The sequence below is a fragment of the Cupriavidus sp. SK-4 genome (assembly GCF_000611125.1).
In the GTDB taxonomy this organism is placed as follows: Bacteria; Pseudomonadota; Gammaproteobacteria; order Burkholderiales; family Burkholderiaceae; genus Cupriavidus; species Cupriavidus necator.
Genome location: NZ_JFJW01000012.1, coordinates 14,442 through 38,787, shown reverse-complemented (window position 1 = coordinate 38,787; position 24,346 = coordinate 14,442). Strand labels below are relative to the sequence as shown.

At 67.5% G+C, this 24,346-nt stretch carries 20 protein-coding genes and 1 pseudogene; 10 read left to right on the top strand and 11 right to left on the bottom strand.

Going from position 1 to position 24,346, the window contains the following annotated elements; genetic code table 11:
* The first annotated feature begins 137 nt into the window (after nt 1–137).
* Nucleotides 138–1,733, top strand: coding sequence for a 3'-5' exonuclease family protein (locus CF68_RS02665; RefSeq protein WP_035815842.1), 1,596 nt, complete (start codon nt 138–140; stop codon nt 1,731–1,733).
* Between the two features lie 113 nt (nt 1,734–1,846).
* Complete coding sequence (locus tag CF68_RS02660; RefSeq protein ID WP_035815840.1) at nt 1,847–2,287, top strand: hypothetical protein; 441 nt, start codon at nt 1,847–1,849, stop codon at nt 2,285–2,287.
* A gap of 29 nt (nt 2,288–2,316) precedes the next feature.
* Here the strand turns inward: CF68_RS02660 and CF68_RS02655 are convergent, their stop codons facing one another.
* The 3 genes from CF68_RS02655 to CF68_RS02645 all read right to left on the bottom strand — a co-directional run bounded on the left by CF68_RS02655 (nt 2,317) and on the right by CF68_RS02645 (nt 5,134).
* On the bottom strand, nt 2,317–3,324 hold the full coding sequence (locus CF68_RS02655) for a tripartite tricarboxylate transporter substrate binding protein (protein WP_084187019.1): 1,008 nt from the start codon (nt 3,322–3,324) through the stop codon (nt 2,317–2,319).
* A gap of 139 nt (nt 3,325–3,463) precedes the next feature.
* Nucleotides 3,464–4,438 (bottom strand): pyridoxamine 5'-phosphate oxidase family protein, encoded by a 975-nt coding sequence (locus tag CF68_RS02650; protein WP_035815838.1) that lies wholly within the window; start codon nt 4,436–4,438, stop codon nt 3,464–3,466.
* Nucleotides 4,439–4,492: 54 nt separating this feature from the next.
* Nucleotides 4,493–5,134, bottom strand: coding sequence for a glutathione S-transferase family protein (locus CF68_RS02645; RefSeq protein WP_035815836.1), 642 nt, complete (start codon nt 5,132–5,134; stop codon nt 4,493–4,495).
* Nucleotides 5,135–5,232: 98 nt separating this feature from the next.
* Between CF68_RS02645 and CF68_RS02640 the strand changes: the two genes are divergently transcribed.
* The 4 genes from CF68_RS02640 to CF68_RS02625 all read left to right on the top strand — a co-directional run bounded on the left by CF68_RS02640 (nt 5,233) and on the right by CF68_RS02625 (nt 8,613).
* The gene (locus CF68_RS02640) at nt 5,233–6,135 is read left to right on the top strand and encodes a LysR family transcriptional regulator (RefSeq protein WP_084187017.1); all 903 of its coding nucleotides are present in this window, start codon (nt 5,233–5,235) and stop codon (nt 6,133–6,135) included.
* Between the two features lie 23 nt (nt 6,136–6,158).
* The gene (locus CF68_RS02635) at nt 6,159–6,893 is read left to right on the top strand and encodes a VIT1/CCC1 transporter family protein (RefSeq protein ID WP_035815833.1); all 735 of its coding nucleotides are present in this window, start codon (nt 6,159–6,161) and stop codon (nt 6,891–6,893) included.
* Nucleotides 6,894–7,053: 160 nt separating this feature from the next.
* Nucleotides 7,054–7,740, top strand: coding sequence for a TetR/AcrR family transcriptional regulator (locus CF68_RS02630; protein ID WP_035815832.1), 687 nt, complete (start codon nt 7,054–7,056; stop codon nt 7,738–7,740).
* 198 nt (nt 7,741–7,938) lie between these two features.
* A complete protein-coding gene (locus CF68_RS02625) occupies nt 7,939–8,613 on the top strand; it encodes a histidine phosphatase family protein (RefSeq protein WP_035815831.1) in 675 nt (224 codons plus the stop codon).
* Between the two features lie 169 nt (nt 8,614–8,782).
* Here CF68_RS02625 and CF68_RS02620 read toward each other — a convergent pair whose 3' ends face one another.
* From CF68_RS02620 to CF68_RS02610, 3 genes are all read right to left on the bottom strand, one after another.
* Nucleotides 8,783–9,958, bottom strand: coding sequence for an acetyl-CoA C-acetyltransferase (locus tag CF68_RS02620; RefSeq protein WP_035815829.1), 1,176 nt, complete (start codon nt 9,956–9,958; stop codon nt 8,783–8,785).
* Between the two features lie 146 nt (nt 9,959–10,104).
* On the bottom strand, nt 10,105–10,575 hold the full coding sequence (locus tag CF68_RS02615; protein ID WP_035815828.1) for a PaaI family thioesterase: 471 nt from the start codon (nt 10,573–10,575) through the stop codon (nt 10,105–10,107).
* Nucleotides 10,576–10,579: 4 nt separating this feature from the next.
* Nucleotides 10,580–11,551, bottom strand: a complete 972-nt coding sequence (locus CF68_RS02610) for a nitronate monooxygenase family protein (protein WP_035815827.1) — start codon at nt 11,549–11,551, stop codon at nt 10,580–10,582.
* A gap of 216 nt (nt 11,552–11,767) precedes the next feature.
* Here CF68_RS02610 and CF68_RS02605 point away from each other — a divergent pair, with 216 nt between their 5' ends.
* Nucleotides 11,768–12,643, top strand: coding sequence for a crotonase/enoyl-CoA hydratase family protein (locus tag CF68_RS02605; protein ID WP_035815826.1), 876 nt, complete (start codon nt 11,768–11,770; stop codon nt 12,641–12,643).
* Nucleotides 12,644–12,677: 34 nt separating this feature from the next.
* Nucleotides 12,678–13,349 carry a nitroreductase gene (locus CF68_RS02600; RefSeq protein ID WP_035815825.1) on the top strand — a complete coding sequence of 224 codons (672 nt, stop codon included), beginning with the start codon at nt 12,678–12,680 and terminating at the stop codon, nt 13,347–13,349.
* Nucleotides 13,350–13,388: 39 nt separating this feature from the next.
* Here the strand turns inward: CF68_RS02600 and CF68_RS02595 are convergent.
* Nucleotides 13,389–16,189 (bottom strand): annotated as a pseudogene (locus CF68_RS02595) (LuxR C-terminal-related transcriptional regulator).
* Nucleotides 16,190–16,345: 156 nt separating this feature from the next.
* Nucleotides 16,346–17,893 (bottom strand): AMP-binding protein, encoded by a 1,548-nt coding sequence (locus CF68_RS02590; RefSeq protein WP_035815823.1) that lies wholly within the window; start codon nt 17,891–17,893, stop codon nt 16,346–16,348.
* Between the two features lie 258 nt (nt 17,894–18,151).
* Here CF68_RS02590 and CF68_RS02585 point away from each other — a divergent pair, with 258 nt between their 5' ends.
* Nucleotides 18,152–19,303 (top strand): acyl-CoA dehydrogenase family protein, encoded by a 1,152-nt coding sequence (locus tag CF68_RS02585; protein WP_035815821.1) that lies wholly within the window; start codon nt 18,152–18,154, stop codon nt 19,301–19,303.
* Between the two features lie 45 nt (nt 19,304–19,348).
* Entirely contained in the window at nt 19,349–20,584 is a 1,236-nt protein-coding gene (locus tag CF68_RS02580) for an acyl-CoA dehydrogenase family protein (RefSeq protein WP_035815820.1), read from the top strand.
* 638 nt (nt 20,585–21,222) lie between these two features.
* Here the strand turns inward: CF68_RS02580 and CF68_RS02575 are convergent.
* The 3 genes from CF68_RS02575 to CF68_RS35930 all read right to left on the bottom strand — a co-directional run.
* A complete protein-coding gene (locus CF68_RS02575) occupies nt 21,223–23,268 on the bottom strand; it encodes a phospholipase effector Tle1 domain-containing protein (RefSeq protein ID WP_051591364.1) in 2,046 nt (681 codons plus the stop codon).
* A complete protein-coding gene (locus tag CF68_RS35935) occupies nt 23,265–23,753 on the bottom strand; it encodes a DUF3304 domain-containing protein (protein ID WP_084187015.1) in 489 nt (162 codons plus the stop codon). The genes CF68_RS02575 and CF68_RS35935 overlap by 4 nt, the downstream gene beginning before the upstream one ends.
* Before the next feature lie 274 nt (nt 23,754–24,027).
* Nucleotides 24,028–24,346 (bottom strand): DUF3304 domain-containing protein (locus tag CF68_RS35930; RefSeq protein ID WP_152548441.1); only part of this gene is annotated, 319 nt, incomplete at its 5' end.

Below are 24,346 nucleotides of genomic sequence, written 5' to 3'. Positions count from 1 at the left end.
CGCAACCCTTGCTGCGTCTGCTTTGCAGCGCCGCATTGTGTTGCGAGGGGGCGAATATTAAGTGACCGCAGCGGGGTTGGCAAGGGGTTTTTGAAAACTTCTTCGCGCCGCCATCAGCGCCCCCTTAAAATCGGCAGATGCCTGACATGCCTACCTACCTGCCGTCGCGCCTGCCAGCGGACGGGGCGCGCCTGCTCGACGCCCAAGCTCTCGCCGCGGCGCTGTCGCGCCCTATTGTCTTTGTCGACCTGGAGACCACCGGCGCGGACGCCCAGCGCGACCGTATTACCGAGATCGGCGTGGTCGAAGTCGGCCCGGACGGCATCAGTGAATGGGACACCCTGCTCGACCCGGGCATGTCGATCCCGCCGTTTATCCAGCGCATGACTGGCATTACCGAAGAGATGGTGCGCGGCCAGCCGACTTTCGAGTCACTGGCGGAATCACTTGCCGAGCGCCTGCAAGGACGCTTGTTCGTGGCGCACAACGCGCGCTTCGACTATGGCTTCCTGAAGAACGCCTTCCGTCGTGCCGGCGTGACCTTCCGGGCCGACGTGCTGTGCACGGTAAGGCTGTCGCGCTCGCTGTTCCCATCCGTGGAACGCCACGGCCTGGACGCGCTGATCGCACGCTTCGGCCTGACGCCCAAGGGCCGCCACCGCGCGCTGGCCGATGCCGAGCTGCTGTGGCAGTTCTGGCAGAAGATCCATGCCACGTATTCCGTCGACCTGGTGGAATCGGCCGTGCGCACGCTGGTGCGGCGGGCCAGCCTGCCGGCCGGCCTGGACGAAACCGCGCTGGAAGACGTGCCGGCGGCGCCCGGTGTCTATATCTTCTATGGCGACCAGGACGTGCCACTCTATGTCGGCAAGAGCGTGCACCTGCGGCAACGGATCGGCGCCCATTTCTCCGGCGACTACCGGTACGGCAAGGACATGCGGCTGTCCCGGCTGGTACGCCGCGTGGAATGGCGCGAGACCGGCGGCGAGACCGGCGCGCTGCTGCTGGAAGCCCGGCTGGTCAAGGCGATGCAGCCAGTGCACAACCAGCTGTTGCGCCGCAATACCCGGCTCTATGCCTGGGAACTGCCGCAGCAGTTGCCGGTGCCACGCCTGCGCTCGGATCGCGATACGGATTTCTGCCGGCATCGCGACCTGTTCGGCGTGTTCGGCAGCCGCGGCGCGGCCGAGGCTCGCTTGCGCGCACTGGCGCAGGAACACGGCCTGTGCCTGGCCACGCTGTCGCTGGAGAAGACCACCCGCCGTGGCAGCCCCTGCTTTGAGCGCCAGGTCCATCGCTGCGCCGGTGCCTGCGTCGGCGCCGAGCCGTCGAGCGCGCACCGCGCCCGGCTGGCCGCCGCGCTGGCGCCGATCGCGCTGATGCCATGGCCTTTCGATGGCCCGGCCGCCTGGCGCGAGCAGCACGACGGACGCGCCTGGTGGCATGTCGTCGACGACTGGTGCTACCTCGGCTGCGCAGCCACGCTGGAAGAAGCGCAGGCGCTGGCGGAAGCACCAGCGCATTTCGACCTCGATACGTACCAGATCCTCGCGCCGCGGCTGGCGCAATGGATGCCACAGGCGGTACCGCTGTCCGTGCACAGGCCGTTCACGCTGACCGCCCCCGAGGCCCCTGCCGAGGCGCCACGCCCGGCACGCATCCCGGCCGGGCAGACTGCCCGCAAGGCGCCGTCGGCTGCCGCACTGCAACCCCTGGGCCTGTTCGCCGACTGAAGCCGGCCACGCTCTGTGCGTCATCGCGCAGAGCGTGCTTGCAGCCAGGCACGCGGCTCCGTTAGCCTGCACAGGCCGGCCCTTGCAGCCGGCTGCGCCGACGCGGAGCCTACATGCCAGCCAACCCAGTCCTTCCTGCCGAAACGGCCCGCGGCGCCGCCAGCGTGCGTGCAAGCCTGGCCGTCTTGTGGGCGGCAGCCATCACCGGTGCCTGCGCCGGCCTGGAGGCCAGCGCCATGCAAGACGTCTTCGATTCCTGGAAAAACGTCCCCGTCGATGAGGCGAAGCGCCAGTGGGGTCCGCCGCAAGCAGTGCAGGCCCTGCCCTCCGGCACGGCCTATGTCTGGAATGATTCGGTTGCACCCGCGCGCGCCCCGGGCAGCGGCCCGCGCGATGCCGGCATGGAGCGCACGGCGGTGCCCGGCCAATGCCAGCGCAAGCTGGTGACCGGCCAGGACGGCATCGTGATCGGCGGCGAGTGGCGCGGCGATGCCTGCTGCATCACCGCGCTCGTCGGCCACTGCGCCAGCCTGAAATATCGGGGGCGCAGCTGAGCCGCGGCACCCGCGGGTGCCAGCCCGGCTCAGTCGATACTTGCGCCCGACGCCTTCACTGCCTGCCCCCAGCGCTTCTGCTCGGCCGTGATCGTGGCGGCAAATGCCTCCGGCGACTGCCATGCGGGCTCGGCACCCTGCTGCTCGAGCTTCGCCTTGGTGTCGGGGTCGGCCAGCACCGTGCGCAAGGCACCGGACAGGCGGGAAACCACGTCCCTGGGCGTGCCCGCCGGCGCCAGCATGCCGTAGAAGCCGACCACCTCGAAGCCCTTCAGCCCGGCCTCCTGCATCGTCGGCACATCCGGCAGCGCGGGAGAGCGCTGCGGCGACGTCACCGCCAGTGCACGCACCTTGCCCGCCTTGATGTACTGCGTGAACAGCGGGATCGAGTCGGCCATCATCTGCGCCTGGCCGCTCATCACGTCGGTCAGCGCCGGCGAGCTGCCCTTGTACGGGATATGGACGATGAACGTGCCCGAAGCCTGCTTGAACATTTCCGGCATCAGGTGCGAGATGCCGCCATTGCCGCCCGAGGCAAAGTTCAGCTTACCCGGGTTGGCCTTGGCATAGCTGATGAACGTCTTCAGGTCGCGCGCCGGCACGTTGTTGTTGACCACCATCACCAGCGGGATCAGCGCCGTGCGTGCCACCGGCGCGAAGTCCTTCGGCATGCTGTAGGGCAGCTTGGGATAGAGCGAATTGTTGATGGCCATCTGCCCGGTGTTGGCCAGCAGCAGCGTGTAACCGTCCGGCGCGGACTTGGCGACGTTGTCCGAGCCGATATTGCCGGCGGCGCCGGCCTTGTAGTCGATCACGATGGTCTGGCCCAGGATCGGCTGCAGCTTTTCGGCCAGCAGGCGCGCGTGCGTGTCGACCGGGCCGCCGGGCGGGAATGCCACCACCAGCCGGATCGGCTTCTCCGGCCAGGCCGCTTGCGCGGTCCCCGCCGCCAGCGCCAGCGGCGTGGCGGCCAGGGCCAGCAGTGCGTGTTTCAGGATGTCCCGGCGGGCTTGCGGCTTGTTCTTCGTCTTGTCCACGGTTGATTTCTCCTTGATACAGGGCTGCCCGCCAGCGCCCTGGTCGGCGTGCTACGGACAGTCGTCAACCGCTATTGTGACTCTTTTGTGACTTTTTGATGTCATTTTTATGACAGCACCCTGACCTGGACCACCGGGCTTAACGCGCCGGCCAGGCGCCCGTGTCCGCCAGCACCGGCGAATATTCGCGAAAACCGAAGCGCAGCGGCAATACCGCCGTACGCCGCACCACGCGCTCGACATGCAGGCGTACCAGCCGTTCGGCGCCGGTGAACGAGGCCAGTTCCTCGCCCTCCCAGATCACCTCGGCGCGCCCGCCCACATGCAGCAGCGAGCCATCGGCAAAATCCGGCACCAGAATCCCGGCACGCGGATTGGCCAGCAGGTTGCCGACGGTGTTGAAGAAGTTGTTGCCGTTGAAGTCCGGGAACGTCAGCGTGCCGGCCTCGTCCACGCGGATAAAGCCAGGCTTGCCGCCGCGGTGCGAGACATCGGCGCCGCCGGTGTGCTCGCCCTCGTCCTGCGGCGATGCGGTGTGGCTGGTGGCGATGAACAGGGTATCGGTGCCGCGCAGCCAGGCCACCGCCTGCTCATCCAGCGCGTCACCGTGCCAGGCCGGCGGCGCGGGCGCCGGCTCGGCCAGGCTCACGTCGCGCAACTGGATATAGCGCGGGCAGTTGCCAAAGCTCTGCTCGACCTCGACCGTCATCCCGCCCTCGTCGCGCGCCACGATGATCCCGTTCATGCGGTTGCGCCGGCGCGTAGGCAGCTCGATCCCGAGCAGGCCGATGCGCGCTCCCTGCGCCAGCGCCGGGGCCGCCGGGTCGCCGGGCAGCGGCACGGCGTCGATGCGCAGGTGCGTGGCGTCAGGCGTATGTGCAAACCCCGGCGTCCCGGCCAGCATCGTGGCCCAGGGCTGTCCGTCGGCATCGACGGCGCCAACCAGCAGGAACGGCAACTGCGCAAAGAACGTGCGGTGCTGCTCCGGCATCGCGCCACGGATCACCCGCGGGCCGGACGCGGCCATGCGTTCGCGCTTGCCGGCGCGCTCCTGGGCGGCCAGTTCACCGGCGTGGAATGGCAGGCCGGCGTGCGGCCATGTGGGCAGATCCATGACGGGCTCCTTATCCTTGTCGGATCGATTGGCGATACGCGGTTCCGGCAGGCACTACGCCGCTAGGCCGACCTTCGACACCAGCATCGGCACGAAGCCGGGCAAGGCTTCGATGCGGCCCAGCCAGGCGTTCAGCGCGGGGTACGGCGCCAGCGGCACGTTGCCTTCCTCGGCGCGGGCGATATAGCTGTAGGCCGCCACGTCGGCGATGGTGGCATGGTCGGCCGCCAGGAACGGCTGCCCGGCCAGCAGGGTTTCCATCAGCGTGAACAGCCGCTGCGCGCGCGCGATGGCGTCGTCCATCGCCACTGGCCTGCCGAACAGCACGCCCAGGCGCGCCGCCGCCGGCCCGAAGGCAATGTCGCCGGCGGCCACCGACAGCCAGCGCTGCACGCGCGCCGCGCCCACCGGGTCGCGCGGCAGCCAGCGGCCGTCGTCATAGCGCGTGGCCAGGTAGACCAGAATGGCGTTGGAATCGCCGACGACCACGCCGTCGTCATCCAGCACCGGCACCTGGCCGAACGGGTTCAGGCGCAGGAAGGCCTCGCTGCGCTGCTCGCCGCCGCGCAGGTCGACGTCCACCAGCCGGTAAGGCAAGCCCAGCAGCCCCAGGAACAGTTCTGCGCGATGGGCGTGGCCGGACACCGGCGAACGGTACAGCACCAGCGGCTTGGCGGGGCGGTTGGTCTCTTGCATGGCACACTCCTCAACGGTTGGGATAGCCGGATTCTGGGCGCCAGACCCGTTGCAATAAATAGGGCAATTGATATTTAACTACTCCAAAGAATGGAGTAATGTGTGGCGCCATGGACAAGCTACGCGCGATGCAGACCTTTGTGCGGATCGTCGACGAGGGCAGCCTGACGGCAGCCGCCACGACGCTGCATACCTCGTTGCCGGCGGTGGTGCGCACGCTGGCGGCGCTGGAATCCGAGTTGCAGGTCCGGCTGCTCAACCGCACCACGCGGCGGCTGTCGCTGACCGGCGAGGGACGCAGCTACCTGGACAGCTGCCGGCGCATCCTGGCCACCATCGACGAGGTCGAGGCCGGCCTGACCGCCAGCCATGTCGAACCCAGCGGCCAGCTCACGCTGACCGCCTCGGTGTTGTTCGGGCAGATGTATGTGGCGCCGGCGGTCACGCGTTTCGTGCAGCGCTATCCGCGCGTGCGCTGCCGCATGGAATTCACCGACCGCGTGGTGAACCTGCTTGAAGAAGACCTGGACGTGGGCGTGCGCATCGGCCCGCTGGCTGATTCCACGCTGGTGGCACAGACCGTCGGCCGCATCCGCCGCGTGGTGGTGGCCACGCCCGCCTACCTGCGCAAGCACGGCGTGCCGCGCCATCCAGAGGAACTGGCCAGCGCCAACTGCGTGCGCTTCACCGGCAACCACGCGCACTGGTGGACCTTCCAGGAAGACGGTCGCGAGTTCCACGTGCAGGTGTCCGGCAACCTGGAATTCAACCAGACCGCGCCCGCCGTGGCTGCCTGTGCCGAAGGCGCGGGCTTCGGCCACTTCCTGTCGTACCAGGTCGCGCAACTGGTCGAGGCGCGCAAACTGCGCATCGTGCTTGAGGATTTCGAGCAGCCGGCATGGCCGCTGTCGCTGATCTATCCCCATGCGCGGCTGTTGCCGGCACGCACGCGCGCCTTTATCGAATGGATGCGGGATGACCTGGGCCCGCGCTTCAACTGACAACGTTCCATTGCCAAAAGACCATGCCCCTATCGAGCGCCCCCACTCCAACCGGCTTCGGCACCCGCGTGCGGAGCCTGCTCCATCGCCCGAGCGGCAACGCCTTGCGCGCAGCCGTGCTGGGCGTCAACGACGGGCTGGTGTCCAGCTTCTGCCTGGTGATGGGCCTGGAGGGCGCGGCGGCCTCGCGCGAGGCCGTCATCCTGGCCGGGCTGGCGGGCCTGACCGCGGGCGCTTGCTCGATGGCGCTGGGCGAATGGCTGTCGGTGACCAACAGCCGCGAGATGAACAACAAGCGCCTGCGCGACATGGCGCACGAGCTCGCGCATGATGCCGCCCGGGCCCGGCAGCGGCTGGTCACGGTGATCGAGGGCAAGGGCGTGCTGCCGGCCGACGCCGGGCGCGCCGCCGACGAGATCATGCGCAACCCGCGCGCGGCCCTGGACACCTTTGCGCGCGAAATGCTGGGCATCAACCCGCAGGAGCGCGGCGGCAACCCGGTGCAGGCGGCGGTGATTTCCTTCGTGCTGTACAGCAGCGGTGCGCTGGTGCCATTGCTGCCATTCCTCGTGACGGCAGGGCCATCGGCGCAGTTCGGCAGCATCGTCGCGTGCCTGGCCGGCCTTGGCCTGGTGGGCTGGGGCACTTCGTCGTTCAATGGCCGCCCGGGATGGTTCTCGGCGCTGCGGCAGGTGCTGATCGGGGGCATGGCGGCAGCCTTCACCTACGGACTGGGCACCGTGTTCGGCTCGCTCTGACCCGCGCTGAGGCAAGCGGCGCAGCGTGCGCGCCGCACCACCACCTCCGGCGCAGCCCACCCACCCGCCACGCCGGGCCACCACCCGACAAAACCCTTGACGCGTCGCGGCGCGCACCGGTATTTTCAAATTCGAATCAGAATTCGAATACGGAGTGCCTATGTCAGCGACCCAATCCGGCTTCACCGCCAACGCCTCCTTTCCCCGTATCGATACGCCCTCGATCCTGCAGCCGCCGCGCCAGCGCCGTGCGCGCGAGACCGAACAAGCCTTGCTGGGCGCGGGCCGCGAACTGCTTGCCTCGCGTGACTTTGCCGCCGTTTCCGTGGCGCAGATCGCCGCGGCGTGCCAGGTGTCGGTGGGTGCCTTCTATGGGCGCTTCCGCGACAAGATGGCCTATTTCGAGGCCTTGCGCGCGCTGGTCATGGAAGAAACCGCCGCGTCGACCGAGCGCTACCTGGCGCAGGAGCGCTGGGAGGACGTGCCGACACCGGTGCTGCTGGAAAAGGCCACGCGCTTCATGGTGCTCGGCACCCTGGCCAACCGCGGCGTGATCCGGGCATCGCTGCGGCATGCGTCCACGCGGCCCGAGGAATGGGTGCCCCACCGCCAGAGCGGCGAAGCCATCGTGGAGCGCATGGTGCAGTTGCTGGTGCCGCGGCTGGCGATGCCTGCCGAGACCGCCGAGCTGCGCGTGCGCTTTGCCATGCAGGCGGTGTTCAGTGTGCTGGTCAATGCCGTGCTCAATGATTCCGGCCCACTGCACCTCGACGACGAACAGATGATTCCGGAACTCAACCGCCTGATGGCCGGCTATCTCGGCATCACCTGCGCAGAGCCGGCCTGAGCACACCACCGGCCCACGCCACCCGCGGTAATGCAGCCAGGCCATGGCTGCCATGAATTGCGCAGCGCTTGCTTGGCTGGCGCGCCGGACCTCCCTAGAATGTGCCCACGCCGGGCGCCGTGCCTGGCGCCCCCGGCCTGCCGCAAAACGGCGCGCCGGGCGCAGCCCTATCCGCCTCAACGTTTACCGGGACCGCTCATGGCCACGCTTTTCCTCGTCCGGCACGGACAAGCCTCGTTTGGCGCCGCCAACTACGATTGCCTGTCGCCGACCGGCCGCCAGCAGGCGCGCTGGCTGGGCGAGTATTTCCAGGAGCGCGGCGTCAGCTTCAGTCGCGTGGTGGCCGGCACGCTGGTGCGCCAGCAGGACACCGCCAGCGAGATCCTGGCCGGCATGGGTCGGCCGCAGGCAGCGATCGTCTCGCACCCGGGCCTGAACGAATACGACGGCGAGGCGCTGTACCGTTGCCACACCGGCGGCGCCGACCACCGCGCGCACCAGAACGGCGACTACAACGATTACTGGCGCACCTTCCGCGCGGCATACGCCGCATGGACCCAGGACGGGCTGGCCGAGATGCCCGAGAGCTGGGCCGATTTCGGTGCCCGCATTGCCGGCGCCCTGGCGCACGCGAGCGAAGGCACGACGCGCGAGGATGCCATCCTGGTGGTGAGCTCCGGTGGCGCCATCGGCCGCGCCACGGCCGACCTGCTTGGCGCACCGGCCCAGGCCGCCATCGAGATGAACCTGCAATTCCGCAACACGGCGTTCTGCGAGATCATCGTCGGCCGCGGCGTGCAGCGGCTGCTGAGCTTCAACAACGTGCCGCACCTGGAACGCGCCGACCGGCGCAGCGCAGTGACGTTCGCCTGACGCGCAACACACCGCAAACAAGAAAGGCCGCGATACCACGGCTTTTTTTCCGGCTGCTGGCGCGGGCACTCTGACATGCCCGCGCCGCCGGTCCTTCTCCCTTTACTACCTCTTGCTGCAGCAATCCTCGCGCGGCGTGCCTGCGCGGCACGCCCCGGCTTCCACAGCTTTACAGACGCTCGACGATGGTCACGTTGGCCAGCCCGCCGCCTTCGCACATCGTCTGCAGGCCGTAGCGCTTGCCATGCGTATGCAGCGCATGCACCAGCGTGGTCATCAGCTTGGCGCCCGAGCCGCCCAGCGGATGGCCCAGCGCGATCGCGCCGCCATGCACGTTCAGGCGCTCCGGATCGGCTCCTGTGGCCTTCAGCCAGGCCAGCGGCACCGGGGCGAAGGCTTCGTTGACTTCGAACAGGTCGATATCGCTGATGCGCAGGCCCGCCTTCTTCAGCGCGACTTCCGTGGCCGGCAGCGGCGCTTCCAGCATCACGACCGGATCATGGCCGATCACCGTCATGGTGTGCACGCGCGCCAGCGGCTTGACGCCGAGCTTCTTCAGTCCGGCCTCGTTGACCACCATCAGGCCGGCGGCGCCGTCGCAGATCTGGCTGGCGGAAGCGGCAGTCACGCGGCCGCCTTCGGCGATCAGCTTGACGCTGCCGATGCTTTCCAGCGTGGCGTCATAGCGGATGCCTTCGTCAGTGGTGTGCATTTCGCCGTTGGCACCGTCGGCCGTGCGCACTTCCACCGGCAGGATTTCGGCAGTGAAGCGGCCCGCCTTGGTGGCGGCGATGGCGCGCTGGTGGCTCTGCAGTGCGTAGGCATCCAGCTGCTCGCGCGACAGGTCATACTTGCGCGCGATCATCTCGGCGCCGGTGAACTGGCTGAACTGCACGCCGGGGTAGCGCGCCTCGACACCGGGGCTCTTGGGCACGCCGAAACCGTTCTTGGCCGGCAGCTGCGACGACAGGCCCATCGGCACGCGCGTCATGCTTTCCACGCCGGCGGCGATGACGATGTCCATCGCGCCCGACATCACTGCCTGCGCGGCAAAGTGCAGTGCCTGCTGCGACGAACCGCACTGGCGGTCCACTGAGGTGCCGGGCACGCTTTCAGGCAGGCGCGAGGCCAGGATGGCATTGCGCGCCACGTTGCCGGCCTGCTCGCCGACCTGGCTCACGCAGCCCATGATGACGTCTTCGACCAGCGCCGGGTCGGCGCCGGTGCGTTCCACCAGCGCGTCCAGGACCTGTGCGGCCAGGTCGGCCGGATGCCAGCCCGACAGCTTGCCGCCCTTGCGGCCGCCGGCGGTACGGACCGCCGCGACGATATATGCCTCTGCCATGTGATCTCCCTGATTCGGTGCAGGCTGCCGGGGCAGCCATGGTGTTGTCCGGAGTGCCGGCATAAGGCGCCGGCAGTGTCGCTTTGCATTGTTGCGCCGTGGGTGGCGGCAAGCGTCGTCGGAAGCGACGATGTTTGCCGCACGCCTCAGGTGCGCGGCGCCAGCACCGCAAAGATCGCGGTCGCGCGCAGCAGGCAGCGCTCGCCGCTGACCAGCCGGCAGGTGCCATAGCGCAGGCGCGAGCCGAGCTTGTCGAACTCCACGCGGGCCTCGACCCAGTCGCCCAGGCGCGCGGAATCCAGGTAGTCCAGGCTCAGGTTGACGGTCACCGCGCTTTTGGAGCGCCCGGTTTCCAGCGACATCATCATGCCGATGGCGGTATCGGCCAGTGTCGCCAGCATGCCGCCGTGCGGGATGCCCAGGTTGTTCAGGTGGCTCTCGTCGATGCGCACCGCCAGCGTGCGGCGCCCGGCATGCAGGTAGAGCTGGCCGAAGCCCGCCATGTAGCCGCTCATGCGACGCAGCGGGACGAAGCCCTCCGGCACGTCCCCGCCGGCAGCTTCGCCCGGCGCGGCGATGGCCTGGGTCATCGCCCGCTCGATTTCAGCCTCGGCCATGGCGTCAGGCAAAGAAGCGCGAGGCCACGCTGAGGTGCTCGCGGCAATCGGCCACCATGCGCGTGATCAGCTCTTCGCAGCTGGGCACGTCGTCGATCAGGCCCACGCACTGGCCGGCGCTGATGATGCCGCCGTCGGTCTCGCCCGCCTTGAGCGCCGCCTTGCCGCGCACGCCGGCGACCAGGTGCTTGACGTCCTCGAACTGCGCGCCGCCCGGGCGGCGTTCAATGCTCACCACCTCGTCCGACACGGCGTTCTTGAGCACGCGCGCGGTGTTGTGCAGCGTGCGGAAGATCAGGTTGGTGTCGCGCTCGCTGGCCTGCACCAGCGCCTTCTTGACGTTGTCGTGGATCGGCGCCTCGCGCGTGGCGCAGAAGCGCGTGCCCATGTTGACGCCCTCGGCGCCCAGCACCAGTGCCGCCGCCATACCGCGTCCGTCGGCGATGCCGCCGGAGGCGATCACCGGGATCGACAGCTTGCGCACCGCCTGCGGGATCAGCACCATGCCGGGCACGTCGTCCTCGCCGGGGTGGCCGGCGCACTCGAAGCCGTCGATCGACACCGCGTCCACGCCCAGGCGCTCGGCCGACAGCGCATGGCGCACCGCCACGCACTTGTGGATCACCTTGATTCCGGCGGCCTTGGCGCGCGCAATATGTTCCTTGGGATTGTTGCCGGCGGTTTCCAGCACCTTGACGCCGCTCTCGATGATGACGTCGAGGTAGCGCGCGTACGGCGGCGGGTTGATCGACGGCAGCAGGGTCAAGTTCACGCCGAACGGCTTGTCGGTCATCTCGCGGCAGCGGCGGATCTCTTCGGCCAGGTCCTCGGGCGTGGGTTGCGTCAGCGCCGTGAGGATGCCCAGCCCGCCGGCGTTGGAAACGGCGGAGGCCATCTCGGCGTAGCCAACCCATTGCATGCCACCCTGGATAATCGGGTAGCGGATGCCAAGCAGTTCGGTGATTCGTGTCTTCATGGTTGTCCCTTTGCTGTCTGCGCCGGCAGGCGCGCGGTAGTGCCGGCCCTGCCGCTTGATCGGGATCAGTCTACGGCCAGGTGCCAATTCCGAGCCTCGTCGGAAGCGACGATTGCGGGCGGCGCATTCTGCACTAGTGTTGACCGAGCCCCGTGCCGGCGCCCCGCCCCGGCACCCTTCCTCCCTTGTTCGCAGCAATCCCGGCAGGAGTCCCCCATGACGCAAGCCACGCCTTCGTTCGAAACCCTGCGCTACGCCGTTGAAGACGGTGTCGCCACCATCACCCTGCATCGCCCGGACCAGCTCAATGCGTTCACCGCGCAGATGATGCATGAGCTGATCGCCGCGTTCGACGCCACCGATGCCGACGACAACGTGCGTGCCGTGATCGTCACGGGCTCGGGCCGCGCCTTCTGCGCCGGCGCCGACCTGTCCGGCGGCAGCTCGACCTTCGACTTTGAGAAGCGCTATGGCGCCAGCCCCGACAGCGCGCACCGCGATGGCGGCGGGCGCGTGTCGCTGCGCATCTTCCGCAGCCTCAAGCCGGTGATCGCCGCGGTCAACGGCGCCGCGGTCGGCGTGGGCGTGACCATGCAGCTGCCGATGGATATCCGGCTGGCGTCGACCGACGCCAAGTTCGGCTTTGTCTTTGCGCGCCGGGGCATCACGCCCGAAGCGGCGTCGTCGTGGTTCCTGTCGCGTGTGGTCGGCATCTCGACCGCGCTGGAATGGTGCTATACCGGCCGCGTGTTCTCGGCCCAGGAAGCGCATGAGCGCGGCCTGGTGCGCTCGCTGCACGCACCCGAGGACCTGCTGCCTGCCGCCCAGGCCATTGCCCGCGAGATCGCCGCCAATGCCGCGCCGGTCTCGGTGGCGATCTCTCGCCAGCTGATCTGGCGCATGGCCGGCGCCAGCCACCCGATGGAAGCGCACAAGCTCGACAGCCGCGCGATCCAGTCGCGCGGGCGTTCCGCCGACGTGAAGGAAGGCGTCAGCGCCTTCCTGGAGAAGCGTCCCGCCGCCTTCCCGGAAACCGTGTCACAGGACATGCCAGACTTCTTCGACTGGACCAGCGAGCCGCCCTTCATCTGAAGCGCGCCCGTCGATCAACTTTTCCGGAATTCGCATGAAAGTCAGCCAAGCCGTCGCCAGCCGCAAGTCCGTCCGCGGCTTCCTGCCCCGGGCCGTTGCGCCCGACACCATCCGCCGCGTGCTCGACGCCGCCGCGCGCGCCCCCTCGGGAGGCAACCTGCAGCCCTGGCATATCCATGTCGTCGGCGGCGAGGCCCTGGAGGGGCTGCGCGCCATCATGCGCGAGCGCATCGCCCAGGCGCCCGCGGGTGAAGAGCGCGAGTACGACATCTACCCGCGCGAGCTGGTCTCGCCCTACCGCGACCGCCGCTTCCAGGTGGGCGAGGCGCTCTACCACTACCTCGACATCCCGCGCGAGGACAAGGCGCGGCGGCTGGCGCAGTTTGCCAACAACTTCACCTTCTTCGGCGCGCCGCTGGCGCTGTTCTGCACCGTGGACCGCCGCATGGGCCCGCCGCAATGGTCGGACCTGGGCATGTACTTGCAGACGGTGATGCTGCTGCTGCGTGAAGAAGGGCTGGACAGCTGCGCGCAGGAATGCTGGGCGATGTACCCGCAGACCATCGGCAGGTTCCTGTCGCTGCCGGCTGAACGGATGCTGTTCACCGGCATGGCGATCGGCTACGAAGACCCCGAGGCGCCCGCCAACCAGCTGCGCGCCGTGCGCGCGCAGCTGGACGAATTCACGGAGTTCATGGGCATCTGAGCCGCAACCGCGCGCGCAGGCTGCGCCTGCGGCGCGGCCTCAGAGCAGCCCGAGCTGGCGCGCGATGGCCACTGCCTGGGTGCGGTTGCTGGCGTGCAGCTTGGCGCTGATATTGCGCAGGTGCGTGCGCACCGTGGTCTCGGACACGAACAGGCGCTCGGCCATGGCCACATTGGAATAGCCCTCGGCCAGCAGTTGCAGCACCTTCTGCTCCTTGGGCGTCAGCGGCTCCACCAGCGCCGCCGGTGCCGGCNGGGCGTCAGCGGCTCCCCCAGCGCCGCCGGTGCCGGCCGGCCCGCACCGGCGGCCTGCTCGCCCCCGGTCTGGCCGCAGGCCTGCAGCAGCTTTTCCACATAGGGGGCAGGCAGGCTGGCAGACTGGCGCGAGCAGGCGCCGGCCACCAGCCGGCGCACATCGTCGCCCTCGTCGGCAAAGATGCGGACAAAGCCTTCGGCCGCGCCGAAACGCAGCGCCTCGCCCATTACCACCAGCGCGTGCGCGCCGTCACCAGTGCGCTGGCACGCCTGCGCCAGCAAGATGCGCAGCTTGAGCGCGCGGCGCATCAGCTGGTTGCCGGCGGCAGCCGCCAGCTCGCGCTCGATGGCCTCGCGCACCGGCGTGCCCGGGCGCGCATGCAGGTCCAGCCGCAGCCGGCCCAGGGTGATGTCCTCGACATCGCTGGCAAAGGAGCTGACCCCGGGCCGCGTGCGCCACAGCGCCGGATCGGCGGCGCGTTCAATCGCCTCCTGCGCCGCGTGGACATTGCCCTGGCGCAGTGCCAGCCGTGCGCGCTCCAGCATTGCCGCCATCACCAGCCGCGTCAGCCCGCGGTGGTGCCCCAGCGCTTCCAGCTGCGCCAGCCATTCATGCGCCTGGTCGGCTTCGCCGCGCTCGAAGGCAATGCGGGCCAGCACCGTGTGCCCGGTGATGATCTGGTCAGGCAGCCCGAGGTCGCGCGACAGCGGCAGGTAGACGTTGAGCAATCGGCTGGCGCGCTCGGAATCACCGCTCTCGTACAGGCCTTCGGCCAGCAGGATGCCGGCCATGGCGTTGCCATTGGTGGGCCCGAAGCGGTTCGGCAGCATCGTGCTGGCGGCGATGCGGAACCGTGCCAGCGCCTGCTGCAGCCGCCCCTGGCGCAGGTCGATCAGCCCTTCGACCGACTCCGAGAAGATCTTGTTGAAATTGCTGTCCGAGCCGCGCACCGCGTGCCGCGCCACCTGCAGCAGCCGGCGCGCCTCCGGGTAGTCGCCGGCGACTGCAGCCAGGCGCGCCATCGACGTGCCCAGGATCGCATCGGGGAAGGCATAGCCCATCGGCAACGGCGGCAGCTCATTGCGGGCGAAGGCGCGCGCATCGTCGAAGCGGTCCATCATGTTCAGCAGCATGTGGCGCAGCGCGCGGATATGCGCCAGCAGGTCGCCGGCCGCGCCCTCGGTGGGGATCTGCTGCAGCAGGGCGATGGCTTCGGCCGGGCCGCGCGTGAACGACACCGCCCACACACGCGCGATCTGCAACTTGGGCCAGCGCGCCAGTTCTTCCGCCGGCACCGCCTCCAGCCAGCGCGTCAGCAGGCGCATGCGGCCCTGCGCCAGCAGGTCGTCCGCGGCGCCGTCCAGCAACGGCAGCGCGTGCGCCAGCGCACCGGCCGCGAACGCATGCTCGATGGCGGGCACCGGGCGCCCCTGCGACTCATACCAGCGCGATGCCGACAGATGCAGCTGCGGCACGGCGTCAGGCATGGCCTGCGCCAGCTGGCCGCGCAGGAAGCCGGAAAAGAGGCTGTGATAGCGATACCACTGCTCCGATGCCGCACCGGAGCCACGCTCGCCATAGCGTTCGCTCTCCAGCGGCAGCAGGAACAGGTTGGCGCGCTCCAGCCAGGCCAGGATTTCGTCGCTGCTGCCAGCTGTCGCGGGCTCGCACACGGCGTCGCACAGCGGCCCGCACAACTGGTCCAGGATCGACGTGCGCAGCAGGAAGTCACGCACCGCCTCGGGCAGGTGCAGGAATACGTCTTCGACCAGGTAATCGGCGATCGCCGCGTTGGAGCCGGAGAAGCCGGCGATAAAGCCCTCTGGCTGGCTGCGCCGCTCCAACGCCACCGACGCCAGCCACAATGCAGTGGGCCAACCCTCGGTACGCCGGTGCAGCACGCTGATGGCCGCCTGCTCCAGCTTCAGCCCGCGCGCCTGGCGCAGGAAGGATGCGGTTTCGCCGGCGGAAAAACGCAGCTGCGCGGGCTCGATCTCAAGCAGCTCGCCGCGCGCGCGCAGGCGGCCCAGGCCGGATTCCGGCACCCAGCGCGTGCCGATCACCACGCGGCAGCCGGGCGGCAGGCTTTCCACCAGTTGCCAGACCAGTCCGGTCACGGCGGCGTTCTGGATCGCTTCAAAATCATCGAGGAACAGCGTGAAGTCGCCGTTGTGGCTGGCCAGGCGGTCGATCAGCGCGAGCGCCTGCTCGCCTGGATCCTGCGCCAGCGCCCCGTGCGCGGACCGGCCGGGCCCGCCACCGCCCATGCCCTGCGCGATGGCAGCCTCGACCGAACCCAGGAAGCGCGAGGCATCATTGTCCGAACGGTCCAGCGTCAGCCAGGCGGTGCGCCCGCCCGCGGCCTCCAGCCGCGCGCGGCACTGGAGCATGGCCGTGGTCTTGCCGAAGCCCGCCGGTGCGCGCACCAGCACAAGCTTGACAAAGCCGGCCGCGCACACGGCCTCGCAGATCGCCGCGCGCTCGACCTGGAACGGGGTCAGCAGCGGCGGACGCAGTTTGGCCGCCAGCGATGCGGCGCCGGCGGGCGGCGGCATGCGCCGTCCGGTCTCCTCGATACTTGCCATTGGCTGTTGTCGTCTCCCGCACATCGCTGCCGTTGCAGGCCGCGCGATGCGCCCGCCCGCGCTGCGGATGCAGGCGGGCGGCCGTGGCTGTGATGTAACGGAGGATTATGACGTAAACCGCCGCACTCGCGAAAATGCGGGCAGCGGCAGGCGGCCCTACACCAGCTTGTTGGCGTGGCCGGCCCAGTAGCGGTCGCGCAGCAGCCGCTTGAGCAGCTTGCCGGTAGGCAGGCGCGGCAGCTCGGACGCGAAGTCGACCGAGCGCGGGCACTTGATGGCCGACAGGTTGGCGCGGCAGAACGCGATCAGTTCCGCGGCCAGCTCGGGACCGGCCAGGCCCATGTCGACGGGCTGCACCACGGCCTTGACCTCTTCGCCGAAGTCCTCGTTGGGCACGCCGATCACGGCCACGTCCATGACCTTGGGATGCGTCATCAGCAGGTTCTCGGCCTCCTGCGGGTAGATGTTGACGCCGCCGGAGATGATCATGTTGGCCTTGCGGTCGGTCAGGTACAGGTAGCCGTCCGCATCCGCGTAGCCGACATCGCCGATGGTGCTCCAGTCCGGCTGCTGCGGGTGGCGCGACTCCGCGGTCTTGGCCTCGTCGTTGTGGTACGCAAAGGCGCGGCCTTCGGCAAAGTAGATCGTGCCCGATTCGCCCGGCGGCAGCAGCGCGCCGTCCGGCCCGCAGATGCGCAGCTTGCCGACCATGGCCCGCCCCACCGTGCCCTTGCGCTCCAGCCACTCCGGCGTGCTGACCACGGTCACGCCATTGCCCTCCGTCCCGGCGTAGTACTCCCAGATCACCGGTCCCCACCACGCGATCATGGCTTCCTTGACCTGCACCGGGCACGGCGCGGCCGCGTGGATCGCCACGCGCAGCGACGACACGTCATAGGCCTGCCGCTGCGCCTCGGGCAGCTTGAGCATGCGCGAGAACATTGTCGGCACCAGCTGCGTATGCGTGATGCGGTGCTGCTGCACCAGCTGCAGGTAGTGCTCGGCATCGAAATGCTCCATCACCACCGCAGTCCCGCCCAGCGCCTGCACGGTCATGTTGTAGCGCAGCGGCGCCGCGTGATACAGCGGCGCGGGCGACAGGTAGCGCGTCTCGGCATCGAAGCCATAGAGCCGCTGGCACAGGCTGGTCAGGGTCGTGGGATCTTCGATATTCGCGCTCGACGGCGGCGCATATACCCCCTTGGGCCGGCCCGTGGTGCCGGACGAATACAGCATGTCGCCGCCGGTCACTTCGTCATCGATGCGCGTTGCCGGGCAGCGCGCCAGCGCGGTCTCGTACGCGTCATAGCCCGGCACGGTGCCGTCCAGCATCAACCTGCCGCGCAATGCCGGGGTCTGCCCGGCCAGGGCTGCCGCGACCTCGGCCTGCGCGTGCGTGGTGACCAGCAGCTTGGCGCCGCTGTCATTGATGATGTAGGCGGCATCGGCCACGTTCAGCCGCGTGCTCAGGCAGATATAGACAATGCCGCTGCGCTGCGCGCCCCAGCACAGTTCGAACAGGCGCGGATGATTCTCGACCATGAACGCCACGCGGTCACCGGGCTGCAGCCCCTGGCTGCGGAACAGGTGGGCGACCTGGTTCGAGCGTTCGTCCAGTTCGCGGTAGGTGACGACTGCGCCGCTGCTGCCCATGATGACGGCTGGTTTGTCGGGCGTGCGCTGCGCGTGGATGTGCGGATGCATGGCGTTGAACTCCTCGACGGGTGTCGGTGTGTTGGCGGATGCCGATCCCGCATTCTCGGAACGTCGGCCGGTTCAACAATCGTCGGAAGCGACGAAGCGACACCACCGCCGTTTTGCCGCAGTGCCGCAAAAAAAGGCGCGCCGCGTGCCCTCCTGGGCAGCTTCGTCCGATGCGACGATGCGCCACCGGGCGGCCTGGCACGATGATGCCGCCAGACTAATGCAATCACGCCTCACCCCCATTCCGAAGGAGCCAAGGTGGATTTCCAGTTCAGCGAAGAACAGTCGATGCTGCGCGACACGCTCGCGCGTTACCTGGCCGACCACTATGCTTTCGAAGCCCGCCGCGCTGCCGTGCAGTCCGCCGCGGGCTGGCGCCCGGACTGCTGGCGCGCATTCGCCCGCGAGCTCGGCATTCTCGGCGCGGCCTACCCCGAGACGCTCGGTGGCCTGGGCGGCGGCGCGGCCGAGCACATGATCGTGATGGAGCAGCTGGGCCGCCACCTGGCGCTGGAGCCCTACCTGGGCACCGTGGTGCTGGGCGGCGGCGCGCTGATGCACGGCAGCCCCGAGCTGGCCGCGCAGTGGGTGCCGGCCATCATCGGCGGCGAAGCCACCGCCGCCTGGGCCCATGCCGAACCCGCCAGCCGCTACTGCCGCCACGACGTGCAGGCCAGCGCCACCCGCCAGGGCAACGGCTACAAGCTGAACGGGCACAAGCACGCCGTGGTCGGCGCGCCGTTCGCCACCCATCTGGTCGTCAGCGCCCGCACCTCCGGCGCGCGCCGCGACCGGGACGGCATCAGCCTGTTCTGGATTGCACGCGACACGCCGGGCGTGACGCTGCGCGAGTACCCGACCTTCGACGGCCTGCGCGCCGCCGAGGTGCTGCTCGACAACGTGCAGGTGCCGGCCAGCCAGCGCATCGGCGCGGAAGGCGAAGCCTTTGCGCTGATCGAACAGCTGTGCGACGAAGCCATGGTCGCGCTCTCTGCCGAAGCCAATGGCGCGATGGCGCGCATGCTGGCCGACACCATCGACTATGCGCGCCAGCGCAAGCAGTTCGGCGTGCCGATCGGCACCTTCCAGGTGCTGCAGCACCGCATGGCCGACATGTACATGCAGCTGGAGCAATCCGTGGCGCTGACCCAGGTGGCGGCGATGCGGGCTGCCAGCGCGCCGCAGGCACGCGCCCAGGCGGCGTGCGCGGCCAAGATCCAGGCCGGCCAGGCCGGTGCCTTTGTCGGCCAGGCAGCGGTGCAGATCCACGGCGGCATGGGCGTCACCGAAGAGCTGGCCGTGGGCCACTACTTCAAGCGCGTCACCGCGATCGACCTGCAGCTGGGCTCCGCCGAGCACCACCTGCGCCGCTACGCCGACCTGCTCTACCCCGCCCAGGCCGCGGCCTGAAGCCGGCATCCCCGAACACAGACGATTACCCAGCGAGGCCCGTCGATGAATCTCGATTTCTCCCCGCAAGACCAGCAGTTCCGTGAAGACGTGCGCGCCTGGATCGCCCAGGCCTATGACGCCGACCTGCGCGCGATGATGGCGCAGTCCAAGAACGGCTACCTCGACAAGGCCGCGCAGCTGCGCTGGCAGAAGGCGCTGCACGCGCGCGGCTGGGCCGCGCCGAACTGGCCCAAGGAATACGGCGGCCCGGGCTGGAGTTCGACCGAGCGCTTTATCTTCCAGTCCGAACTGGCCGCCGCCGGCTGCCCGCCAGTGTCGCCGATGGGCCTGAAGATGGTGGCGCCGGTGATCATGAAGTACGGCACGCCCGAACAGAAGCAGCGCTTCCTGCCGCCGATCCTGAGCTCGGACGCGTGGTGGTGCCAGGGCTATTCCGAACCCAACTCCGGCTCCGACCTGGCCTCGCTGCAGATGCGCGCCGACCACGGCACCGACAGCGACGGCGAGCACTACATCCTGAACGGCTCCAAGATCTGGACCACGCATGCGCAGTGGGCCGACTGGATGTTCTGCCTGGTGCGCACCAGCCGCGAATCGAAGCGCCAGGAAGGGATTTCGTTCCTGCTGCTCGACATGCATACGCCCGGCATCACGGTGTCGGCGCTGCCGACGCTGGACGGCCCCATGACCGGGCAGCAGGAAGTGAACCAGGTCTTCTTCGAGAACGTGCGCGTGCCGGTGGCAAACCGCATCGGGGAGGAAGGCAAGGGCTGGACCTATGCCAAGTACCTGCTGGAGTTCGAGCGCGGCGGTACGTATAGCCCGATGCTGCGCAAGCAGCTGTCAAAGATTGCGGACATCGCCGCGGAGCAGCCTGCCGACGACGGTGGCCGCCTGCTGGACGATCCCGCCTTCCGCCGCAAGCTGGCGGCGCTGCACCTGCGTGCTGCCGCTCTTGAAGCGGTTGAGTTGCGGGTATTCTCGGGCGTGGAATCCGGGACTTCGATCGGGGCTGCGTCGAGCATGCTGAAGCTCACGGGCACTGAGGCCCTGCAGGCGGCCAGCGAACTTGCCGTGGAAGCTGCAGGCCCGGCGGCGTTGCCGTTCGTGCAGGACACCTGGGCTCAATTGCAGGGACGCGACGCCGCGCCTCGTGTCGGGCCTGAATATGCTGCCGTGCTGGCGCCGCGTTATTTCAACTATCGCAAGGCGTCGATTTACGGGGGGTCTAACGAGATCCAGCGCAATATCATTGCCAAGCTTGTGTTGGGGCTTTGAGGGGTTCCGCACCAGTGATGTTTCAAGAGCAGCCGCAATGTGCGGCTGTTTTTCTTTGGGGCTTGTCCGCTAAACGGTCGGTCGTCGCTCTTGGGCGCGGATTCTCGCGTCGGCGGCAGGCATCTGAAGCTGTCGACAGCGGCGTGTCCAGCATTCCTTGCACCAACGCCCCACCGCCAGTTTGCGGCCGTCTTCCGTCCACTCGTGACTATCGCGGCAACGCATGCGGTACCGGGCGCTGGTTCCCAGGTACTTTTCGTCCAGGCACTCTCCCTCCCGTTCCTCCGCCAGGTTGTGCAAACGTGCCATGAAGGCTTCTGCCTCGCACTGCTCACAACGCAGAACGCTTGTCACTGTTCGTTGAAATCGATGTCCGTTCGGACACTCGAAGGGATAGCGAACGCTCTTGCCGGCCCAGCTGGCGGCATGGCTGATGAACCCCAGTCGCTCGGCTGCGGCCTTGAGGTGCGCAAGCGCCGCGCTTGCGTTCCGGGCGCGTCGAGTCTGCGGCGGCTGTGGACCCGCTCCGTTGCGGGTCGGAGTTCGGTCTGTCACATGCTGCTCCGTCCCCCCAACGGGATCAGTGCGGTCCAACCGTTCAGCGTCTTGCCGCGCCGGGCGACGTTTAGTAGCCATGGTCAGGCCGCCTTAGCTGGGTCCAGGTCTTTCGTCTCGTTTTCCAGGTCGCGCGCCTGCGGCATGTAGACCCAGCGCTGGCGGAAGTAGCCACCGCCCTCGCGCCGACTCGACGTAGCGGCCCTGACGACAAGAACGCGCATAGCCGGTGCGTCATCGTCCCGCATGAGCGGGTAGTTCAGCCCTGGTACCTCCGGCACCTTCTCATTGGGTTTGGTGGGTTTCGCCGTACCGTTCTGAAGGGCGCGGATTCTCGCGTCGGCAAGTAGCTGGTTCTGGTTGTAGATCCGCTGTTGAAACTCGTTCAGCCGGCTCCCCCTGGCCCTAGCCTCACACATCTTCTCGAATTCCACCTCCTTGTCATACCGGGTGACAGCTCCGGCCATATAGAAGCCAGCCAGCGAATCGTGGATGTGGTTTTCGAAGAAGGCGTCCTCGTACACATCCTGTTCATTGCGAAGTTCCTGCCGAGGCTCGAAGATCGACATCGCCCAGCGCTCCCATGGCGTGAGCGGATAGCCCGCTTCCGCATAGACGATCTGCATCTGGCTCGCGCCAGCGCGCTCCTGCGGCGACAGCGCCACCTTGCGGTCATAGAGAAATGCGTTCGGATCGGCGCGGGATTGCAGTACATGCAAATCCCATAGCAGGCTGTTGTTCGACTTTTCAAGATCCTGCTTGTCCTGAGCCGTGGTGGCGTTTCGGGAAATGGCCCCCTGGCCCGCATTCCGCATGCGCGAACGCCATCGGTAATAGCGCTGCATGTGCCTGCAGTAGACCTTACGGAAATCCGTTTCCTTGTTGACACGAACCCGCTGCATGTAGAAGTTGAATGTCGTCTGCAGGGCATCACTCACCTCAAAGTCATCGCGCACTACCTTTTTCAGCTTGTCGAAGCGAACGAATGGCACACCATGGACAAGCGCGGCTCGATACATGTGCACCAAGGGAATCTGAGACAGTAGCGATGCGTGGCCTCGGCGGGCGCGCCCTTGGTCGCCTGGCCCATAGCCGCCGCCCACGTCCGAGTGCACGCCAGGAAAAAGCCATTCCTCGACGTTATTGCCGGCGACGCGCGTCAGCGGAAAGTTCATGCGGATTTCATGCGCAGCCATCAGGTGCACGGTCTTCTTCACGATGGCCGGCAGGGGCGTCAGAATCTCCGCCGCCCAGCTCGAATGGCCGCTCAGCATCCACAGGCTGAACTGCGCATTCATGGACGCGGACGTGCCCACGGTTGCGACCGAATCGAACAAGCCCAGGAACTTGATTTCCGTGTCGATCGCGCCAAGGAATTTTCCGTCTTGCAGCGTATCCTGGTACCAGTAACAAAACGCCCGTGCCTCCACGGCGCCGCGAGAGAACCCGAACACCGACAGGGTGACCTTGGGCACGCTCGGCAACGGTTTGGACAGCAGGCGCTCGCGCAACTTCTGCGACAACCCGTCCGATAGCGCCTTAAACCACTCATGCCGGTTGACGGGCGCCAACTCAGGGTCGGGCCGCTGGTGGTGGTCAACATTGTCCTCATAGTCCTGGATGAGGGACTTCATTTCTTCTGGCCTCAGCATTGGCTGATCGTCAAAGGCTGTGCGATGTACGGCGTTATAGACCTGCATCACAGCCCACAGTATGCGCGCCTGCCCGCCCTTGGCGAAGGCCTTCCCCTCGTCAGTTTCCGTCCCCTCGCCTATTTGCTCAAACGGCGTGCCAACGCCCGGCATATAGAAGCGGAAGTACTGGTTACTGTTTTCCGGGCAGTTGTCCTCGATATCGGGATGTGCGAGATAGAGTCGGACAACATTGCTGTGGTTGCGCTTCTCCGGCGGGCTGTCATCGTAGTCCCGCTGCATGTTGTTGTTTGTGCCATCGAAGAACAGGCCGACATTGACAGCGTGATGGCAGTTCGGCCCGGCGCCTCGCCTGAAACACAGCGCCTCGGGTCGGTTGTCGTCAAGGTTATCTTCCTCTTCGAGTGTCAGCCGGCAGTACTCCGCCGCCGGGGCATATTGAGTGCGGATGCTCGGGCTGTTGACTGGCTGGGTCATCGCTTCTCTCCGCTGCGCTGCTCGCTGGGGCGAACCGGATAGGGAATGGGATGTAGACTGCTGCGAGGGCCGGGATTTGATACGACCACACGGATCACATCGTTCGGGAAGAAGTGCGCGTACACGTCGCCGGGCTCCGTATAGGGCTCGACCGGGACGCCTTTTTTGATTTTCCAGTTATGCCTGCTGCCATCGTCCAGCGTTAGGTCGTATTTCACATCGACAGTCAGACCTGGCCGGTAGGCACGAGGCAGGCGCACGCAGCACGTGCCAGCGCCAGCGGCCCCGTATGCACTTGCATTTGCACCAAAGGCACCATTGATGGTGAAACCGTAAAGATATTGGCTGGGATGGGTGACCGCACCGAGCGAAGCATTGATATAGGACTTGTCGTCGTCGCGCGTCGACAGTCCGCCACCGCTGGCGCAGGCAGACAGTAAGACGCTAATCAGGCAGGCAAAAATCAGGCTGCGTCGTCGTAGCATGGGTAATCTTCCTTTGCGGGTTGTGTCGCGCACGTAGCGCGACAGGGACTTCAACAAATCGGACAGGGAAGCTTCCTTGCGGCTCGCGGGCAGAAGCGCCTGCTGAACAGGCCGGCATTGACAACGTAATGGCAGTTCGGCCCGGCGCCTCGCCGGAAGCACAGTGCTTCGGGTCGCCTATCGTCCAGGTGATCTTCCTATTCGAGCGTCAGCCGGCAGTTCTCCGCCGCCGGGGCATATTGCGTGCGAATGCTTGGGCTATTGAGTGGCTGGTTCATTGGCCACCTCTGCGGTGCAGATTGGGATCTGCTGGAAAAGGAATCGGATGATCCTTTCCAAATGGATAGACGTCGGTAACTACCACGCGGATTTCGTCATTGGGAAAAAAATGCACGTACACACTGCCCAGCTTCGTGTACGGCTCGACTGGGACGCCTTTCTTCGTTTTCCAGTTATGCCGACTGCCATCATCCAGCGTCAGGTCGTACTTCACATCGACAGTCAGGCCTGGCCGGTAGGCACGGGGCAGGCGCACGCAGCACGTGCCAGCTCCAGCGGCCCCGTATGCACTTGCATTTGCACCCAAGGCACCA

What these genes read in the sequence shown, in the direction of transcription:
- CF68_RS02630 (WP_035815832.1), top strand. Translation starts at nt 7,054, where the DNA reads ATGTCAGCGACCCAATCCGGCTTCACCGCCAACGCCTCCTTTCCCCGT.
- CF68_RS02660 (WP_035815840.1), top strand. Translation starts at nt 1,847, where the DNA reads ATGCCAGCCAACCCAGTCCTTCCTGCCGAAACGGCCCGCGGCGCCGCC.
- CF68_RS02590 (WP_035815823.1), bottom strand. Translation starts at nt 17,893, where the DNA reads ATGCATCCGCACATCCACGCGCAGCGCACGCCCGACAAACCAGCCGTC.
- CF68_RS35935 (WP_084187015.1), bottom strand. Translation starts at nt 23,753, where the DNA reads ATGCTACGACGACGCAGCCTGATTTTTGCCTGCCTGATTAGCGTCTTA.
- CF68_RS02615 (WP_035815828.1), bottom strand. Translation starts at nt 10,575, where the DNA reads ATGGCCGAGGCTGAAATCGAGCGGGCGATGACCCAGGCCATCGCCGCG.
- CF68_RS02620 (WP_035815829.1), bottom strand. Translation starts at nt 9,958, where the DNA reads ATGGCAGAGGCATATATCGTCGCGGCGGTCCGTACCGCCGGCGGCCGC.
- CF68_RS02640 (WP_084187017.1), top strand. Translation starts at nt 5,233, where the DNA reads ATGTGTGGCGCCATGGACAAGCTACGCGCGATGCAGACCTTTGTGCGG.
- CF68_RS02625 (WP_035815831.1), top strand. Translation starts at nt 7,939, where the DNA reads ATGGCCACGCTTTTCCTCGTCCGGCACGGACAAGCCTCGTTTGGCGCC.
- CF68_RS02635 (WP_035815833.1), top strand. Translation starts at nt 6,159, where the DNA reads ATGCCCCTATCGAGCGCCCCCACTCCAACCGGCTTCGGCACCCGCGTG.
- CF68_RS02605 (WP_035815826.1), top strand. Translation starts at nt 11,768, where the DNA reads ATGACGCAAGCCACGCCTTCGTTCGAAACCCTGCGCTACGCCGTTGAA.
- CF68_RS02650 (WP_035815838.1), bottom strand. Translation starts at nt 4,438, where the DNA reads ATGGATCTGCCCACATGGCCGCACGCCGGCCTGCCATTCCACGCCGGT.
- CF68_RS02665 (WP_035815842.1), top strand. Translation starts at nt 138, where the DNA reads ATGCCTGACATGCCTACCTACCTGCCGTCGCGCCTGCCAGCGGACGGG.
- CF68_RS02645 (WP_035815836.1), bottom strand. Translation starts at nt 5,134, where the DNA reads ATGCAAGAGACCAACCGCCCCGCCAAGCCGCTGGTGCTGTACCGTTCG.
- CF68_RS02575 (WP_051591364.1), bottom strand. Translation starts at nt 23,268, where the DNA reads ATGACCCAGCCAGTCAACAGCCCGAGCATCCGCACTCAATATGCCCCG.
- CF68_RS02610 (WP_035815827.1), bottom strand. Translation starts at nt 11,551, where the DNA reads ATGAAGACACGAATCACCGAACTGCTTGGCATCCGCTACCCGATTATC.
- CF68_RS02580 (WP_035815820.1), top strand. Translation starts at nt 19,349, where the DNA reads ATGAATCTCGATTTCTCCCCGCAAGACCAGCAGTTCCGTGAAGACGTG.
- CF68_RS02600 (WP_035815825.1), top strand. Translation starts at nt 12,678, where the DNA reads ATGAAAGTCAGCCAAGCCGTCGCCAGCCGCAAGTCCGTCCGCGGCTTC.